The 16280-nt window shown below is 49.4% G+C and carries 17 protein-coding genes; 1 reads left to right on the forward strand and 16 read right to left on the reverse strand.

Translation table 11 applies throughout. The annotated features are described in order from the left end of the window. Positions 1 to 5 precede the first annotated feature (5 nt). The 13 genes from A8709_RS05040 to A8709_RS05100 all read right to left on the reverse strand — a co-directional run bounded on the left by A8709_RS05040 (position 6) and on the right by A8709_RS05100 (position 12552). Complete coding sequence (locus tag A8709_RS05040) at positions 6 to 263, reverse strand: HPr family phosphocarrier protein (RefSeq protein ID WP_065851081.1); 258 nt, start codon at positions 261 to 263, stop codon at positions 6 to 8. Positions 264 to 286: 23 nt separating this feature from the next. Next, positions 287 to 1504 carry a phosphopentomutase gene (locus A8709_RS05045; RefSeq protein WP_065851082.1) on the reverse strand — a complete coding sequence of 406 codons (1218 nt, stop codon included), beginning with the start codon at positions 1502 to 1504 and terminating at the stop codon, positions 287 to 289. After that, positions 1504 to 2679 carry an alanine racemase gene (locus tag A8709_RS05050; protein ID WP_244163099.1) on the reverse strand — a complete coding sequence of 392 codons (1176 nt, stop codon included), beginning with the start codon at positions 2677 to 2679 and terminating at the stop codon, positions 1504 to 1506. The genes A8709_RS05045 and A8709_RS05050 overlap by 1 nt, the downstream gene beginning before the upstream one ends. A gap of 50 nt (positions 2680 to 2729) precedes the next feature. Further along, complete coding sequence (locus A8709_RS05055) at positions 2730 to 3635, reverse strand: phosphotriesterase family protein (RefSeq protein WP_084224678.1); 906 nt, start codon at positions 3633 to 3635, stop codon at positions 2730 to 2732. A 15-nt stretch (positions 3636 to 3650) separates the two neighbouring features. Continuing rightward, on the reverse strand, positions 3651 to 5036 hold the full coding sequence (locus A8709_RS05060; RefSeq protein WP_084224679.1) for a YhfT family protein: 1386 nt from the start codon (positions 5034 to 5036) through the stop codon (positions 3651 to 3653). Between the two features lie 27 nt (positions 5037 to 5063). Then, complete coding sequence (locus A8709_RS05065; protein WP_065851085.1) at positions 5064 to 5432, reverse strand: DUF2620 family protein; 369 nt, start codon at positions 5430 to 5432, stop codon at positions 5064 to 5066. After that, entirely contained in the window at positions 5433 to 5840 is a 408-nt protein-coding gene (locus A8709_RS05070; protein ID WP_084224680.1) for a hypothetical protein, read from the reverse strand. Next, positions 5818 to 6738: a GntR family transcriptional regulator YhfZ gene (yhfZ, locus tag A8709_RS05075; RefSeq protein WP_065851264.1), complete on the reverse strand. Its 921-nt coding sequence runs from the start codon at positions 6736 to 6738 to the stop codon at positions 5818 to 5820. Before yhfZ ends, A8709_RS05070 begins: the two co-directional genes overlap by 23 nt. A gap of 172 nt (positions 6739 to 6910) precedes the next feature. Next, positions 6911 to 7741, reverse strand: coding sequence for a carbohydrate ABC transporter permease (locus tag A8709_RS05080; RefSeq protein ID WP_065851086.1), 831 nt, complete (start codon positions 7739 to 7741; stop codon positions 6911 to 6913). Beyond that, a complete protein-coding gene (locus A8709_RS05085; protein ID WP_065851087.1) occupies positions 7741 to 8625 on the reverse strand; it encodes a carbohydrate ABC transporter permease in 885 nt (294 codons plus the stop codon). The genes A8709_RS05080 and A8709_RS05085 overlap by 1 nt, the downstream gene beginning before the upstream one ends. A 32-nt stretch (positions 8626 to 8657) precedes the next feature. Then, a complete protein-coding gene (locus A8709_RS05090; RefSeq protein WP_065851088.1) occupies positions 8658 to 10022 on the reverse strand; it encodes an extracellular solute-binding protein in 1365 nt (454 codons plus the stop codon). Positions 10023 to 10656: 634 nt separating this feature from the next. Then, on the reverse strand, positions 10657 to 11619 hold the full coding sequence (locus A8709_RS05095) for an SDR family oxidoreductase (RefSeq protein WP_065851089.1): 963 nt from the start codon (positions 11617 to 11619) through the stop codon (positions 10657 to 10659). Positions 11620 to 11706: 87 nt separating this feature from the next. Beyond that, the gene (locus A8709_RS05100; protein WP_065851090.1) at positions 11707 to 12552 is read right to left on the reverse strand and encodes a MerR family transcriptional regulator; all 846 of its coding nucleotides are present in this window, start codon (positions 12550 to 12552) and stop codon (positions 11707 to 11709) included. Between the two features lie 215 nt (positions 12553 to 12767). Between A8709_RS05100 and A8709_RS05105 the strand changes: the two genes are divergently transcribed. Beyond that, positions 12768 to 13124 carry a FlxA-like family protein gene (locus A8709_RS05105; RefSeq protein ID WP_065851091.1) on the forward strand — a complete coding sequence of 119 codons (357 nt, stop codon included), beginning with the start codon at positions 12768 to 12770 and terminating at the stop codon, positions 13122 to 13124. A gap of 73 nt (positions 13125 to 13197) precedes the next feature. On the opposite strand, the gene A8709_RS05110 is transcribed toward A8709_RS05105, so the two are convergent. The 3 genes from A8709_RS05110 to A8709_RS05120 form a co-directional block, all read right to left on the reverse strand. Further along, a complete protein-coding gene (locus tag A8709_RS05110; RefSeq protein ID WP_065851092.1) occupies positions 13198 to 14223 on the reverse strand; it encodes an SDR family oxidoreductase in 1026 nt (341 codons plus the stop codon). 38 nt (positions 14224 to 14261) lie between these two features. Beyond that, positions 14262 to 14753 (reverse strand): SRPBCC family protein, encoded by a 492-nt coding sequence (locus tag A8709_RS05115; RefSeq protein WP_065851093.1) that lies wholly within the window; start codon positions 14751 to 14753, stop codon positions 14262 to 14264. A gap of 170 nt (positions 14754 to 14923) precedes the next feature. Continuing rightward, positions 14924 to 16267, reverse strand: a complete 1344-nt coding sequence (locus tag A8709_RS05120; protein ID WP_244163107.1) for a sugar porter family MFS transporter — start codon at positions 16265 to 16267, stop codon at positions 14924 to 14926. Positions 16268 to 16280: the final 13 nt, after the last annotated feature.

Below are 16280 nucleotides of genomic sequence, written 5' to 3' on the forward strand. Positions count from 1 at the left end.
TGCCCTTAGTCCACATGTGATTGCAGGATTTCAGCAATGGCTGCCATGGCCTCCAGCTCATCTTCGCCTTCCGTCACTACCGTGACGGTTTCCCCCATTTTGACACCTAGCTTCAGAAGACTTACCATGCTTTTCGCATTGGCTGTCTTGGCATCCTTCTGAAGGACGATTCGACTAGAGAACGTCACCGCTTTATCCATAATCGCATTAGCCGGTCTAGCATGTATACCTGCAGGATTCATCACAAGAAACTGTTTTTCCATGATTGTACATGCCCCAATCTCATTTAATTTAGTAACTTCGTCAGGAAAGAGTGACCATTCTCAGGCCGTTCGACTCTGAAATAATCCGCCACCGATGCGCCAATATCCGAAAGGGTTGGCAGACACCCCAGCTTAATGCCCTGCACGCCTTCCTTATAGATAAGAATCGGTACCCGCTCCCGCGTATGATGGCTGTGCCCAATCGTTGGGTCATTACCATGATCAGCTGTGACTATCAAGAGATCATCCCCATGAAGCATCATCAACAGCTTACCTAGATACCGATCTGAAACTTGAAGACGATCGGCGTACCGCTCAGCATTTTCAGCGTGTCCAGCTAGATCTGTTTCCTGAATATTCAGGCAAATAAAACCGTGCCCGATCCGCTGCACTTCATTTAAACATTCTTCAAACAACGCTTCTGTTTCCACGCCTGGGAATGCCCGGCCTTCCCGATTATCAACAATATCGCCAACTTTTCCAATGAAGGAAACTTCTATTCCTTTTAACCCGAGTAGGGTGGGCACCTGAACACTAGGATCCACGCCATATCCGAGATGGGTAACACGATAGCCTTGCTCATATAGGCCTGATTTTGGCGTATCAATGCCGGTATATAGACCGTCTGCCTTCGAGCTCTTCGCCTCCATCAGCTGCTCAAAGCTCACCCCTTCACCGCCAAAGGCAATGACGCGCGAAACCTTGACAACACTGCGGACAACACGCCCTATCTGGACAATTTCTTCATAACTCATGGCATCCAAACAGCCTGAAACATTATATACTTGGCCCAAATCTGTCTCTAGATTATCTCCGACAACGGCGCTATCGTTCACCGCTACGAGCTGTGTCTGCTCGCCAACGCCAACCAAGCTAACGCGATATCCTGCCCTAGTCAAAGCAGCAGCGACTTCCTCTTTCACATCTCGAAAAGGTTGCAGAAGCGGCTCCTGCGGCAAGGTTCCCATGATCTCTTGATGACCATAGAACGAGTCTGCGCCGATATGCATCAACTCCGCTACACCATAAACAGCAGTCGAAGAAAAGTGATTCTCCCCGATTTCTTCGCCCAAGGCATTCATCAACCCAAGCTGACACAGCGTTGGCAAGCGCAGCTCAGAAACTTTTTGCATAATATGCTTACATGTATTCGCACCAACGTCCTGCGGCCTAACAAGCGCCACATCGTCCATGGCCCCGACACCGAAGCTATCTAACACAACAACCACGAATCTGCCCATTACTTGGCACCCTTCAACGACTTGCTCAGCGTTTTACCTAAGCTATCATAAAGGCCTAAGAGCTGTGGACGATTCTTGGACAAGCCCCCCACAATTGCAACTACGCTGCGTGTCACGAAGATTTGCGTGCGGAACGCCATGATGACCGATTGACCCACCGCATGACTGCCTTCCAGCTCAAAATGATAATCAATCGAGTCTAACGAAGGGGAATGGACTGCGCTTCGCTGTAAGTTGCCGAATGCATCCGGAACGATCGCTTCTTTGATCAGCGTCCGTTGGTAATACCCCCCACCGTATGCATAACTTTTATCATCCAGCTTATGTGAAATTTCGCTGACATACACAATCGCGGGGCGTTCAACCAAGTTGGTCACAGCGTGCATAGGTGTTGTCCCTAGTAAACCATGCCCCGGCTCCCCGTGCGTACCTCCGCAAGCTTTAATTTTCTCAATACTATGCGTACAGGTGGCCGATGGCATGTTCATCTGTTCCATTTGGAGGCCGTAGCGATCCTGCAGCAGCAGTTTTGCGGCTTGCATCGTACGGACGTTCTCCGTGGCAACGAAGTCCCCTGCTTTCGCATCAAACAGAAAACATGGAAATGAGGTCAATCCACTCACTTTGATATGTTTAAGTTCAAGCAATTGCTCGATGCTGCTAGGAAGATCCTCTAGCCGTATGCCGCCGTACTGCCCTGGATATAGAACATCATTGCGATCGATGACCCGCAGGATCACATTCTGTATGCAGCCTAATTTCCGGCAAGCCTCGTCGATCTCTCTGGCCTTCTCCACGGTATACACAGTCATCCAGGATGGCCTCATACGCACAACACGATCGATCATCCGGGAGGGTGTTTGCACCAAATGACCCACATGCGCCAGCGGTATGCCATATTCATATAGCGTTTCGGCTTCCCTGAAGTCGACCGCAACGGCTCCTTCGAAACCCAATCGAACCAGTTCCTTCGAGACGATGGGGTTTCTACCGAGCTGTTTGGTCATAAAAAACAGCTTGATTTGATGCCGGTTCGCTTCCTGAAGCATGAGACTGGCATTCTCCGATACGGCATCCAAATCAATGACATACGTATCGGGCATAATGATTCCTGATTGATGCAGCTCGATCGCATACTGAATGAGTGCGGCGTTTCTCTCCACCGTTTTTTCCAAGAACATGGCGATCTCCTTACCTTATGTCTTAGTCTTGCTATCTCGTCTGCCTAGAAGGCCAAAAATCGGCGTGGATTGGTCACGAGCATTTTCGTAAATATCGCCTCTGTCACACCGTGATTCCTTAATGCAGGTAGGAAGCTGTCAAATAAATGCCTATAGCCGTACCCGCCCGAATGGCGTAAATGCGACTTCCGTGTAATATCACAGGAAAGCATTAAGCTGTCCTCATAACCATCTTCCAGTAGTTGAACTAAATTCAGGGCACGTTCTTCATCAGGACGATAGTTGTTCTTGCCAACCGTATCGAATTGGATATAAGCGCCGCTTCTGAGCAGTAAACGCTGCTCTTCCACATCGAGATTCAAATCCTGGTGTCCGAAAGACACCCGGCTAAGATCTGCGCCATAGGCCTCGAACAAGGCCAACTGCTCCTTGCCCATCGTTCCGATTTCACAATGTGTACTTATTGGCGCTCCTGTAGCTCGATGTGCAAGAATCGCTGCCCGAAAGACAACCTCTTCCGCTGCTGTGATCTCGTTCAAGCTGCTGCCAATCTCGGCAATTAAGCCAGCCTTGATGGCGGTTCCGTCCATTCCTACTTCGATATCCTGAATAAAAATTTCAGATAATGCCTCACTGCTGCGCTCAAACACATAGGACGGATAAAAGATTTCTTTATAGAAACCGGTCGAAGCCACAATCATGCTTCCGGTTTGTTCGGATATTTCAAGCATGGCCAGAGGGTCCCGACCCATGCCGATATTCGATACTTCGACAATCAAATTACAGCCTACGGACTGAAGGTCTTGGACTTCTTCGATAACGTCGCTGCTGCGCAATTGGGAGTCCATATCATTCCGCACGCCCGTTAAATCGAAAACAAGGTGCTCGTGAATCATCGTACGGCCAATGTCTGCAGCGTCCACAAGTCCGCTAATGGTATGCAGCTTCAATGGTGATTCCTCCTTCTAGAGCAAGTGGGTAACGTGAAGAACGTTCAACGCAATCCCCACCAGCATGGCGGCGAGCGGCCCAAATGCCATACGCATAATGGGTCTGCCTAGCGCTTCGTTCGCAGCATAAAGCAGCATGTAGATCATCAAGCCAAGGCCAGGTACGCTTACGCCCATTTGTGCTACGGCAAAAGCACCGCCGATCATGAGGCCGAGTTCGATCATCGTATTCATCGCGGAACGAACGGCATCCGATGTTTCTCGTACGATGGGGTAGCGCTGCAGCCAAGTGGCAATTCGGGTCAAAAGAATGGCTTCCACGCCAATCACGATAGCCCCCAGCACACCAGCTACCACAGGGTTCGGGGATAGATACCCGATGGGGAATACAACCATGAGGCCTACCAGCCCATATACCCCAGTCGCCAACGCCGTTGTCACCAGCAGCGGGATAAAACTTACTAAACGTATGACATCGATGAGGGCTGCACTTAGTATTAATTCGCTACGTGCCTCACCGGTATTGGCCCAAGCCGTATGTAAGAACGGCATTGCCGCATCTGATCCTGTGAAAATGCCTAAATTACACGCGATAGCTGTACAGCTCCCAATCGCTATAAAAAGAGGGAGTCCTCGCCGCACTTTCTTAGCTTGCTGGTTAACCAATTCCCGCTCCTCTGCCTCCGCTTCAAGCTGCGACGCAGTGTCCTCAACGTCTCCCGAAGTGCGCCGCAGCTCTCGCCTCTCCGCCAATGCCTTGTAGACGACAAAGCAAAGCAAGAGCACGACTGCCACCAGCGTAGCACTGGAAACTTGCAAAAACATGCTGCTATCCGTATGCACCACCAGCAGTTGTCGCACTACGAGCACAACAACAGCGCTGAATAAGGCGCGTTTCCAACCAAACTGATTCAGTATGGCCACCAGCGGGTACACCGAGATGGCAAGCATAAACGGTACCGTCATATCGCCAAGCGGTCCTAGCAGATCTACCGGCAGTTCGGTAAGAGCGGACAAGATGCCCGTAAGTCCCAATAAGGCGACACCGCCCCAAATCGCCCCTAAGCCTGCCGCAATCCACCGGCGGACAGCCAGAATGCCCAGGATATCTGTTGGCAGAAAGAGCAGCCAAGGATTCAGCATGCGGAAGGAAAAGGCAAAGGAAATGCCTACAGAGAAAATGAACCCGAAGCTCAGCCCATAAGCAATTCCTGCTAATTCTCGCCGGCTCATCCGCCCTTCCAGGACTTCTGGTAAAATGGGACGCACGCCATCATGAAATACAGCTTTACCGAGGTGAGCTGCGAGTGCCGATAACGCGGTTAAACACATCACAGTAATAACTTGCGCGATGGATAAAGGCTGCATGAGAACGAAGCGGCTCCAATCGATCTTACCCATCTCCTTTATGTATGACGTAGACGCTCTCTACGTGGCATGCTTCTTCAGTAGGCTATCCATGATAAAAGCAACAGCCGTTTCTATACTCTCTTCGGCGATGCCGAAGGCTATCGTGCCTTTGCTCACAAGCGCCTCAATGTTCTGCGCATCCGGCTTACTGCCACTCTTGGCAACTGTTGCGCAGCGGCCATATCCCAGCAAACCGATGGCGATTGAAAGCGCAGCGCCTCCTCCGGAATTACAGGCGCCAATGTAATAGTCGGCTTGGCCATTTTTCACTTTTTTAGCCCCATCCATATCTGTTGTTACCGTCGCTTCTACACGATCGCCACCCGCGGCCACGACGCATTTCGCAATCCGATCCTTCTGCAAACCAGCGATCACAATCCGTATCATTTAGACTTCCTCCCCGTCGGTTAGCGTTAGTAAATAGGAGGCAATGAAGGCCGCCTCCGCGTCTACATTCGTCTCATGGGCATTAAATGGAGCGAGAATCCCACGGGAGAAGGCGTAGATACGTGAATCTGATGCCGCTTGCTGCTCCAGGGCCGCAGAACAAGATTGCACCGCTTGATTGGTCTTCATCCGCTGCATAGCTTTCATCAAATGAGAGGTGAAGGAACCCGCATTCTCCTCTTCCAATTGCACACCCAAGAAGGCTTCTACCGTACGCAAAACCACGGGTGTCTGCTCGAAGATATCGCGGTCAACCTGGCCTGTTTCATATAAAAGCTCGATCCGCTCGTTCAGTGACATGGTTCCTGTCTCCCATCTGTTGATATCAATAGCTCGGGTCAATGTCATATGCCACCACCTTGCGCTGAACATCGAGTACAATGTCGGTTTGAATCATTTCCTTCAAAATATTTGTGATCCCTTTATTATTCTTGGCCGTCAAAATAACAGCTTCCGAGGTCTCGACAAAGGCCGTATGGTTGGCAATGCTTTGATACGAAATTTGCAATTCCTTTTCCTTAATTTCATCTAAGTTCCATACGCCAGCGTCGATTTTATGAGATTGAATGCTGTGAACGATTTGGTTATACGGCATTTCCAACAGCTTCACTTGTTTGCCTTCGCACAAAGCTTTCGTAATGTAAGATTGGTCAATGGACTTCGGATCCAGCCCGATTGTCATGCCATCCTCAATCTGCTTCTTCGTTCCGTCAGCAAACAGAATAACGTGCTCGGATAAATACGATTTTTCGCCGAAATAGAGCGCAATCTCTACTTCAAGTCCCTCCGCAATCGCTTGCTTCGCAGCCAGTCGTGAAATGACGACGAAATCGTACGCGCCTTTCAGCAGCATTTGGATCCGCACACTCGCCCCTCGGACATAGGCCATATTGAGATCCGCGCTGTGCGTGGCAACGGACTTATACAAGCCTGTCGCGAAGCCTTCATACAGCTTGGAATAAGGCAGCGGCATCGCGCCCATAATGAAATCAATGCCTGTGAACATCCACACGAGCTTGTAGTCGATTTCTCTGACATATGTACCCACGTGTCCTCTGCTCTCTAAGGTAACAGCGCCCTCATTCTTCAATACCGAAAGTGCATTTTGAATCGTGCCTCGAGCATAGCCCAACTCGTGCTCATACTCAGATACCGTTTCAATGCGGTCACCCTTCTTCTTGGTCATAAACATTCTAGCCAAGTGCATAATAACGACGCCGCTTTTCTGATACAATTTATCTTTCATGCCAATCCCGCTCCAATTCATTCATGTATTTCTTCTAAAATACATAATTTTGTATATTGGTTATTATACAGGAGCTTTGGGAAGGATGTAAAGTCTTTATCCGTTGTTCCTAAGGCAGAGAAGAACCTGATCGCTTCCTTTTCTTGACACAGGTTCGCCTGCCCTACATGGACTAGCCCTTCACACTGCCTGCAGTGACACCTTCGATGATGCTTTTTTGGAAAAAGCCATACATGATCATGACCGGAACCACGCTGATCGCGATCGATGCCGTCAAGGCGCCATAATTCATATTGAATTTATCGGCAAAAGCCACCACAGCCACTGGCATCGTACGAAGCTCTTGGGAGGATAAGAATAAGCTGGCCATGATGTACTCATTCCAGTTATTAATGAAATTCAGGATAAACACCGTAACCAATGTCGGCATCGTGAGCGGAATAATAATGCGCCCTAGAATACCGTAGGTGCTCAGTCCATCCATAACACCCGCCTCTTCCAACTCTAACGGGACGGATTTCAAGAAGGCACTTATGACGAACACCGACAGCGGAATACCGAATGCCGTATACGGAACAATCAAAGCTAGATGCGTGTTGTACAGCCCGAAATCCTGAATCATTTTGTACAGCGGGATGAGTAAGGAGGCCGGTGGAATGAGTAAGGATAAGAGCAGCAAGCCATACACAATTTTGTTCAAAATCTTAAATCTCATGCGTGTAACTGCATATGCAATCGCGGTTGACAGCAGAATCGTGCTGCAGGTCGCAACGACCCCGACGAACAAGCTGTTCGCGAAGTTCCGCCAGATGGCCGAGTTCGCCAGTACATTGGTGTAGTTCGAGAAATCCAGCCGATGCGGCAGACCCCACGGGTCATCGAACAACTCTGTGTTATTTTTCATGGAGGAGACAATAACGAACCATAGCGGATATAAGATCGCGATCACATAAGCTAGGAGCACGATATGAGGTAACACACGGCGTTTGGGCTTCGTTTCCATTAATAAGATTCCTCCTTCGTTCGACCATTAAAGAAGTGAAGGATTAACGATATCAATGCGGTAAATAACGTGATCACAATCGCAATGGCGTTCGCATATCCAAAGTCGCTCAGACTATACGCTTGCTTGTACATGTAGGTCGCCATCAGCTCTGTGCTGCCGAATGGACCACCTTTGGTCATAATGAGCACGATGTCCAGTGCCTTCATTGCACCTGTAACGGATAGCAATAACGTGACACCGATAACGGGCCTTATCAGCGGAATCGTTAAGAGACGCGCTTTCTTCCAGCCGACCGCGCCATCAATTTCACCGGCCTCAAGGATTTCCTTCGGTATGGCAAAAATGGCTGCGAGTACGAGCACAATGTAAAATCCGGTCCATTGCCAGCCATTGGTGACCAGCACGGCGAAGATCGCCAGTGTTTGATCTCCTAGCCAGATGTGGGTCCATGAATCAAGTCCTGCTGCACGCAAGACCTGATTCAGTAACCCTGCTTCTGGCGCGAAGATGAATTTCCATATAATCGCGACAGAAGCCGTAGAGAGAATACTTGGCATAAACACTGTTAACTTATAGAACCCTAGAAACCGCTTCACGCCGCTGACCATAATAGCTACGAAGATAATGAGCGGAACTTGAATAAAGATAGAGAAAGCTACGAAATAAATATTATTCTTGAAGGCTACCCAAAATTTATCGTCAGACAGCGCCTTCGTGAAATTGTCGAAACCCACATAAACAGGATCATTAATCCCATTCCAGCTCGTGAAGGAATAATGCAGCGAATTAAATAAGGGCGTTAGGTAAAAAGTCAGATACAACAGGAGCGCTGGGACGACGAAGATAAAATAGGCTGTGAAATTACGATAGATTTTTGTCATCTTACATCTCCTGCACCAAATTTATTGCTATTTTATTTCCCCGAAGCATTGGCGCTCTCCTGCGTTTTTTGCATACGCTGCGCTGCTGCTTCTGGCTGAATTTTCCCACCAAGTAATTCTTGTACGGTCGTTTCAAGTGCTACTTTGACACTCGGTTGTACGAAAGCGTCGAATGCTGGGTAAGCACCTTTCGCAGAGCCTTGTTGTTCGCCGATCGTTTTAATCAAATCACTAGCGCCCTGAACGTCTTTAACACCCTTCATCGCCGGGATCTGATTCGTTTCTACTAGCGTACGTTTTTGATTCTCTAATGTATAGAAATTTTTCACAAAAGCTTTAACCGCAGTTAATTCATTTGGCTTGAGAGCAGCAGAGAATCCGTAACCATTGGACCAGCCGCCATTGATGAAGCCATCCCCAGCACCGCCAACATCCGGCATTCTGAAGAATCCAGTGGAATCTTTCACAACCGATGTATCGCCAACAATCGCATTTACTGCCCAACTACCATCGAATAGCATGGCAGCTTTACCTGTGTAGAAGGTTGCTTGCCCTTCAGCAAATGCCTTACCAAGCACATTTGGATCTATGTATTTCTTTTTAGCCAAATCGTCAATGCGTTTGAAGGTTTCAATGACAGCCGGATCTGTCCACTTCGTCGCGCCAGTTGTAAAGCCTTCTTGTAACGCTGGACCGCCAAGACCAACCATAAGGCTATTCACGAGCATGTTCGCTACCCAGCCATCTCCGCCACCTGAACCCATCGCGATTGGCGTAATCCCTTTGGCTTTAAGCTGCTCCATGGCACTCATCAAGTCATTCCACGTTTTCGGAACTTGCACGCCTGCTTGTTCGAATAATTTCTTGTTATAGAAGAAGCCTTCGATATAACCAGATTCAGGAAGACCATAGATTTTACCATCAACGGTAAACTCACGAAGATCGAAGAAGGAATCTTTAATGCCGGCTTCTGCCATAATGTCGTTCAGCGCTAGCAAACGTCCTGCTTTGGAGTAATTCACCGTATCTGCGCCGCCAAACAAGTTGAAAATCGCTGGTTGCGTCCCATTGGCCATCTCGGCTTTCAGCTTCACGTTCCGGTTAACCGTATCTTCTACGCCATCCAACGTGAATTTCAAGCCTGGCACGTCAGTCTCTGTCTTTTTCACGACTTCTTCTAATAGCTTCAACGATGGCTTCGTCGTGTCCCGAATATGAATATGGCGTACGGTCATCGTGAACGGATCGACTTTGGCCGCTGCCGCCGTTGGTACTGCAGATGCTGCCGTGGATGCCGCTGGACTTGCTGTCCCGCTCTCTGTACCTTTCTCTCCACAACCAACTAATGTTACCAGTGATGCCATTGCTGTAATCGACAATAATGTAGCTTTTTTCATGACTTACAACTCCCCATTCGTCAATTTATAAACCTATCAGTGGACGACGCATCACTCCACTGTGTTCTCAGCGTTTCTTCTCGCCAATATAACACATTGTTTCCCCACACTTTCAAATATACATTTTATTGTATATTTGTTTTTAATGAAAGCCCGCCTGAGTGGGAGGCAAGCTTGGGGCGTTTTTGGTGGCAGTTCTTCGCTGGTGTGTTGAATATATGTTTTTTTGTATTTTGAACTTAGGTACATAGTATCATTGATTTCGCCACTTGTAAATCGGTGTTTTGAAAATAAATGGTTGCGCTTTCCTCTTAGGATGCGTGCCGCGATAACAACATGCGAAGAAACGGAACGTCATTCCACTAATGCCCTCGAAAGCTGTGATGTCGGATGGATACGGAACGTGGTTCCACTATGAGTCCGAAATCAGCCTAAAAACCTTCAAAAGCATACAAATAGCGTCCTGACGTTCCGTAAATTTCGGGAAATGCTCAAATGCAGCTAAATAAGGGAACCACGTTCCGCATCTCGCGCCCGCTGCCTTGCGACTGGCCCTGCACGTGCCCCCGGCCACTTACTTCTATGATAGCTTGACAGCGTTCAGCCCCTGAATGTGGCGTGCTCGACCTAGCATCTACCGATTCCGTTGAGCTTGGGCCTGCATCTCGTTCTTATACCATCGCACCGTATGCCTAATCGCTTCTTCATGTGGGGTCGTCGTTTGTGGTCCAAAAACAGCGACAAACTTACTATGATCGAGGACGAAAGGATGCTCGAACTCGTAGAGCATCTCTTTGAGCTCCCTCAGCATCGGATGAAAAAGACCGATCATCGTTACCATCCCACGGGAGGTGGTGCGGATTTTGCTCGCGGAGCCCAGCTCGTCGAAAATCAACCCTAGCATTTCGCGCGTGGTGAGCGTCTTCGCGCTCGGTATGTGCCAAGCTTCGCCTAAAGCGCGGTCCTCTTGACCGAGGGTCACGAGCCCTTTGGCGAAGTCATCAATGTACGTGTAGGTATGCGGGACGTCCAAGCTGCCTAATAGATCTACCGGCTTGCCCTGCAAGGCGAAGCCAAAGACACGCTCGCCCAAGGAGGACTCCTTCACGCCTGGGCCGTAGAAGTCCGAGGCACGGCCGATCGCCACGCGGACCTTCCCGGATTGGTGCGCATGCAGCAAGGCTTCCGCCATCTGGGCGCGTGTGAGTCCCTTTTTACCCGTCGCACGGTGAGGCAAGTTCTCGGTTAATGGCTGATCCACTTGGCCGTACATGTACAGGTTATCGCCGTAGACCAGCTTCGCACCCGCAGCAGCAGCGCCCTCCATAATCCCCTGCGTTAGTGCTGGGAATTGGGTCGGCCAGTTCGTATAGCCTGGATGGGCACAATGGTAGACCACCGAGGCATCTTGGCACAACGCTATCGCTTCATCAAGCTGCGAGGCGTCCCCTCTCGCTACTTCTACCGCTGCCTCTTCGGACAGCCTGCCGCTGCGATTCACCATGCGAATCCGCTCCACCCCGCGCCGCTTCAATTCCCGCATAACCGCCATTCCTAATGGCCCCGTTCCAAAAATCACATGCACCTGTTTACTCATTCTTCATGCCCCCTCGTCTTCGATACCTTAACGATATTGTCTACCGTAGTGAGAGAGTCAAGAGACATTTCGAAAATAAGCGGCGGCCTATTTGGATATGGGGACTTGCAGTTCCACGACCACATTGTTGTAATCATGAAGATGATTTTCTCTGCCGAACAAATGCAGTTCGCGAACTGGACCAATTTGTGAATAGCCATTCACCCCAAGCCATGTGAAAAGCGCCAAAATGCCCTCCCCCACGCCCATGAAAGGGCCCTTGTAGACAAGGCTGGCCACCATCGGCTCTGCTGGGATTTCATAGACAGTGACAGGTCCATTGGGGCGTAGATTGGCTGCAGCATGGAAGCTGAAAGCTGCCTCGATGTCGAAATTTTCCTCAATGAACTCCGTCATATGATACAAAACGTACTCCTGCTGTAGACTGCTGGCTATGTCACTGCCTCCTAGCTCCGCTTCGAGTTCATCGAACATACGGCAGCGATAGACAGGCATATCCTGCAGCCGTGGAACAATACGGCGAAGTCCAGCTACGTAGAGTGCCGGCACCTGCTTGATCCCCACCTCATAGACTGGCTTCTCGCCAAGCCGTTCCAGCTGATGCAATCTGGACTCGATACGCGCCATTTGCTGCGCAGCCTCATCCATTTGATTGGCCAGCTCCGCTTTCTTCTTGTGCATCATGTGATTCATTTCATCCACCGTGAGTGTTTGATCGATCATGGTCGCGATCTCGTCCAGCGAAAATCCCGTCTCCTTCAACACCACAATATGATGAATACGAGTGAGCTGGTCATACGTGTAGTAGCGATAGCTTGTCGTGGTGTCGATATAAGCCGGCTTCAGTAAGCCGCGCTCATCATAATGACGAAGGGTGCGAATGGTTACCTGTGCGATTCTGGAAAAGAGCCCGATTCTAATAAAATTCGTCATTCGCTGCACACTCCCATTTGCGTGTTCCTGATATTCCCATTATACGGATTTCATCAGCAAAATGGTGTGCAAGTTGCACCTTGCTTCGGCCTTCAGGAATTACCATTTTAAGCTAATTCTCAGTGCTCCCTCAGTTTCCCTTCAATTTGGCATGTCATAATCGCCAGTGAGCTTTCTAACATTTATCAATTCGAAGCTTGAGAGGAGGCACGATCATGTCGATATCCGGTATTTCATCCACATCCAGCAGCAGCACCTATTCATACTCCTCCAGCTCGACCGAAACAGCTGCTCTTGAGAAGCAAAAAGCCAAGCTGCAAACGGAGTTAACGAAAGAGCAACAAAGCAAAGACGATCAAAAAACCAAAGATCGGGCTGTGCAGCTCATTCAGCAGCAGATCCAGCAGATTGATCAGCAAATCGCGCAAGCGAGCTCCAAAGCCAGTAGCAGCGGCAGCCAAGGTCAGCCTGATTCAAGCCCTAGGAACCCAAACAATGCTAGCAATTTGAACAGCGCTAAGAGTAGTAAAGGGAACGATAATCCTAACGGAACGTTGGATATTCGGATTTAACTCGTTACTAAAGAAAAAACACCCTCGGCTTGAGGGTGTCTTCTTGTGTTTACTCGAATGCTTACTAAAGTATCTATTCACCGGATGCGAGGATCGCTTTCTTTGCGGATTCTAGCGCTCCGATGACTTTATCGCACCACACATCAAACTCTGGATCTTCCCGCTGAAGCTCAGGGTTAGCCAAAATGTTAGCGACGGCACGCTTCATCCCTTGGTCAAAGCGCGTTGTTGCCACGAACTCCGGAACAAGCCGCTTCAGCTTCGCGTTGTCAAACACAACGGAATTCGCCTTATCCCCGAGCAAACCGCCACGGTAGTCCTGCGTGCTCACTGCGTCCAAGAACTCGGACGCCACATGCACCGCATGCAGCTTCACGCCAAGCGCATCCGCGATCGCGCCGTAAATCTGATTCCACGTCAGCGTCTCGTCCGAGGTGATGTGAACGGACTCCCCGATCGCATGGAGATTGCCCATGAGCCCGATGAACCCTTTGGCGAAATCGCTGTTATGCGTCATCGTCCACAGGGACGTACCATCGCCATGTATGATCACCGGCTTGTTCTCCAGCATGCGCTTCGCTACTTGCCAGCTTCCTTTACTGCCGTGCACGCCGAGCGGGATCGATCGCTCATCATACGTATGGCTCGGCCGAATAATTGTGATCGGGAAGCCTTGCTCCCTATATTGTTTGATCAAGTACTCTTCGCACGCGATCTTATTTCTGGAATATGCCCATAGTGGGTTGGATAATGGCGTTCCTTCTGTGATCCGGTAATCAGACAACGGCGTTTGATACGCGGAAGCAGAGCTAATGAAGATAAATTGTTTCGTTTTACCCTGAAAAAGGCGATAATCCCGCTCCAACTGGGACGGCTCGAACGCGATGAAATCCGCAACAACATCGAAGGATAAATCTTCGATCAGCTTGGCCACATAGGCTTCATCGTTAATATCCGCTTGAAGGATGCGTGCACCCTCGGGTAAATCCGTATTGCGTGTGCCACGATTTAAGAGATACAGTTCGCAGCCAGCGGCTAGTAACTGCCGGGTAATTGCCGAGCTGATCGTGCCTGTTCCGCCTATAAATAACGCTTTCATTTCATCGCCTCCGACTTCTCTATGTAGATTGAGCAACGTTACTCCTGTTTCGACAGGTAATCTCCTGTTAGCTGCTTGTACTTCTCATACCACTCACTCCACAACTCTTTACGCGAGGCTATCGTTCTTCCATCCATCAAAGCTTCAATCACATCGAGACATACATGCCACCCTGCCAAATCCCTTGGCGTATGCGCGGTGATTCGCTGTAACTGTTCCGTGAACAGGAGTCTGCATCCGCCATCGGGCTCAGCCGCTAACTCAAAACGGACCCGATCCTCTGCCCATGTGAACGCTAGGACTTCATGCGTCGAAAGCTCGAGAATGTCCATCGGAATAACCTTGCCATCTGGCATGTTAAACTTTATGATGCCGCCTTCTCGGAGTTCCTCCACTTCAAGCTCAGGAAACCATTGTACCAGCTTATCATTCTCTGTTAACCACGACCATACCTCTTCTACCGTATGTTGCCAATGACGTTCGAATCGAGCTGCGTAGCCATCTTGCGCGGGTTGAAAGTCAGCTAACATGGACGTCCTCCTCGGTCTTTTCCTATGATAAAACACAAACATTGACACTAGTTTCATCTTACCTGTTGCTGCTTGTTCAATCAAGAAATACAAGGACGCGGCAAATGTCCCTCTAGTCCAAACAGAGCAAAAAAGCCAGGGTTAGGGCCCCGGCCTTTCTGTTCTTACATTTATACTTTTTTCGCGGACCATAGAGACTCAATTTCTTCAAGTGATCTGCCCTTGGTTTCAGGCACAACACGCATGGTGAAGACGAACGTCACGAGGGATAGAATGCCGAAAATCCAGAAGGTCATCGCGGGACCAGCAGAGCTAAGCATCGGCGGGAAGGTCTGTGACACCACATAATCCGCGATCCATAAGGCCATAGAAGCGATAGCGGTCGCTTTGCCGCGAATACGATTCGGGAATATTTCGGACATCACCACCCAAACGACGGGTCCTAAAGATACCGCAAAGGAGGCTACGTAAAGCAGGATAAAGACGAGTACGAGATTCCCCGATGTGTGACCTGTATGGAATGCAATGCCAATTACAGCTAAACAGATGGTCATCGAAGCGGATCCGACCAACAGCAGCACCTTGCGACCTACTTTATCGATCAGCCATATCGCAAGAATCGTGAAGAGGAAGTTAATCAGACCAACTAGAATCGTCTGCGTCAGCGCGGCATTGGTGCCTGTGCCTGTTTGTTTGAAAATTTCAGGCGCATAGTACATGACCGCATTAATTCCTGTAACCTGCTGGAGAATAGCCAAGCCCACCCCAACGATTAAAGCTAGTCGCAGCGCTGGGCTGAACAGTTGACGGATCGAACCGTCCTCTTGTTTAAAAGATTCCTTAATCTCCAGCACTTCTTTCTTGGCCAATTCTTCGCCATGAATACGAAGCAGGATCGGTAAGGATTCAGCGGCTCTGCCCTGTTTGATCAGCCATCTTGGGCTTTCGGGTACGAAGAACAACAGAACTAGGAAAATAAGGCCAGGAACAGCACCGAACCCGAACATCCAGCGCCAGCCAGAAGCAATGTTCCATGCCTCATCAGCATGATTCGCAATGCTGGTATTGATGAAATAAACAAGGAAAATCCCTGTTACTGTAGCAAATTGGTTCAGCGCCACGAGACGACCGCGATATTTCGCAGGCGCGATTTCCGCGTTATAAAGCGGGCATAAGGTCGACGTAATCCCGATACCGAGTCCGCCGATGATACGGGCAATGATGTAGCCTGAGAAGGTATCAGGAATCGCTGATCCAATAGATCCAATTACGAAGAGCAGCGCGGCGGCGATAAGGACTTTTTTCCGACCAAAACGATCACTCAGTACGCCGGATGCCGCAGCACCCACGATACAGCCGATAATTAAGCTGGAAACGGCCCAGCCCACCTCCACTTCACTTAAAGAGAAGCGCTCCTTCATGAAACCAACCGCACCGGAGACAACTGCTGTATCGAAACCGAATAGAAGTCCGCCTAAAGCAGCAACGATCGATACGAGCGTAACGAATTTCATGCTAACTTGGCCG

This window comes from Paenibacillus pectinilyticus, assembly GCF_001700435.1.
GTDB classification, from domain to species: domain Bacteria; phylum Bacillota; class Bacilli; order Paenibacillales; family NBRC-103111; genus Paenibacillus_E; species Paenibacillus_E pectinilyticus.

Bases quoted from the DNA above. Each gene is read 5' to 3' on its own strand.
- A8709_RS05110 (WP_065851092.1), bottom strand. From the start codon at position 14,223: ATGAAAGCGTTATTTATAGGCGGAACAGGCACGATCAGCTCGGCAATT.
- A8709_RS05040 (WP_065851081.1), bottom strand. From the start codon at position 263: ATGGAAAAACAGTTTCTTGTGATGAATCCTGCAGGTATACATGCTAGA.
- A8709_RS05100 (WP_065851090.1), bottom strand. From the start codon at position 12,552: ATGACGAATTTTATTAGAATCGGGCTCTTTTCCAGAATCGCACAGGTA.
- A8709_RS05090 (WP_065851088.1), bottom strand. From the start codon at position 10,022: ATGAAAAAAGCTACATTATTGTCGATTACAGCAATGGCATCACTGGTA.
- A8709_RS05105 (WP_065851091.1), top strand. From the start codon at position 12,768: ATGTCGATATCCGGTATTTCATCCACATCCAGCAGCAGCACCTATTCA.
- A8709_RS05045 (WP_065851082.1), bottom strand. From the start codon at position 1,504: ATGGGCAGATTCGTGGTTGTTGTGTTAGATAGCTTCGGTGTCGGGGCC.
- yhfZ (WP_065851264.1), bottom strand. From the start codon at position 6,738: ATGAAAGATAAATTGTATCAGAAAAGCGGCGTCGTTATTATGCACTTG.
- A8709_RS05065 (WP_065851085.1), bottom strand. From the start codon at position 5,432: ATGATACGGATTGTGATCGCTGGTTTGCAGAAGGATCGGATTGCGAAA.
- A8709_RS05080 (WP_065851086.1), bottom strand. From the start codon at position 7,741: ATGGAAACGAAGCCCAAACGCCGTGTGTTACCTCATATCGTGCTCCTA.
- A8709_RS05085 (WP_065851087.1), bottom strand. From the start codon at position 8,625: ATGACAAAAATCTATCGTAATTTCACAGCCTATTTTATCTTCGTCGTC.
- A8709_RS05115 (WP_065851093.1), bottom strand. From the start codon at position 14,753: ATGTTAGCTGACTTTCAACCCGCGCAAGATGGCTACGCAGCTCGATTC.
- A8709_RS05120 (WP_244163107.1), bottom strand. From the start codon at position 16,267: ATGAAATTCGTTACGCTCGTATCGATCGTTGCTGCTTTAGGCGGACTT.
- A8709_RS05070 (WP_084224680.1), bottom strand. From the start codon at position 5,840: ATGACATTGACCCGAGCTATTGATATCAACAGATGGGAGACAGGAACC.
- A8709_RS05095 (WP_065851089.1), bottom strand. From the start codon at position 11,619: ATGAGTAAACAGGTGCATGTGATTTTTGGAACGGGGCCATTAGGAATG.
- A8709_RS05060 (WP_084224679.1), bottom strand. From the start codon at position 5,036: ATGGGTAAGATCGATTGGAGCCGCTTCGTTCTCATGCAGCCTTTATCC.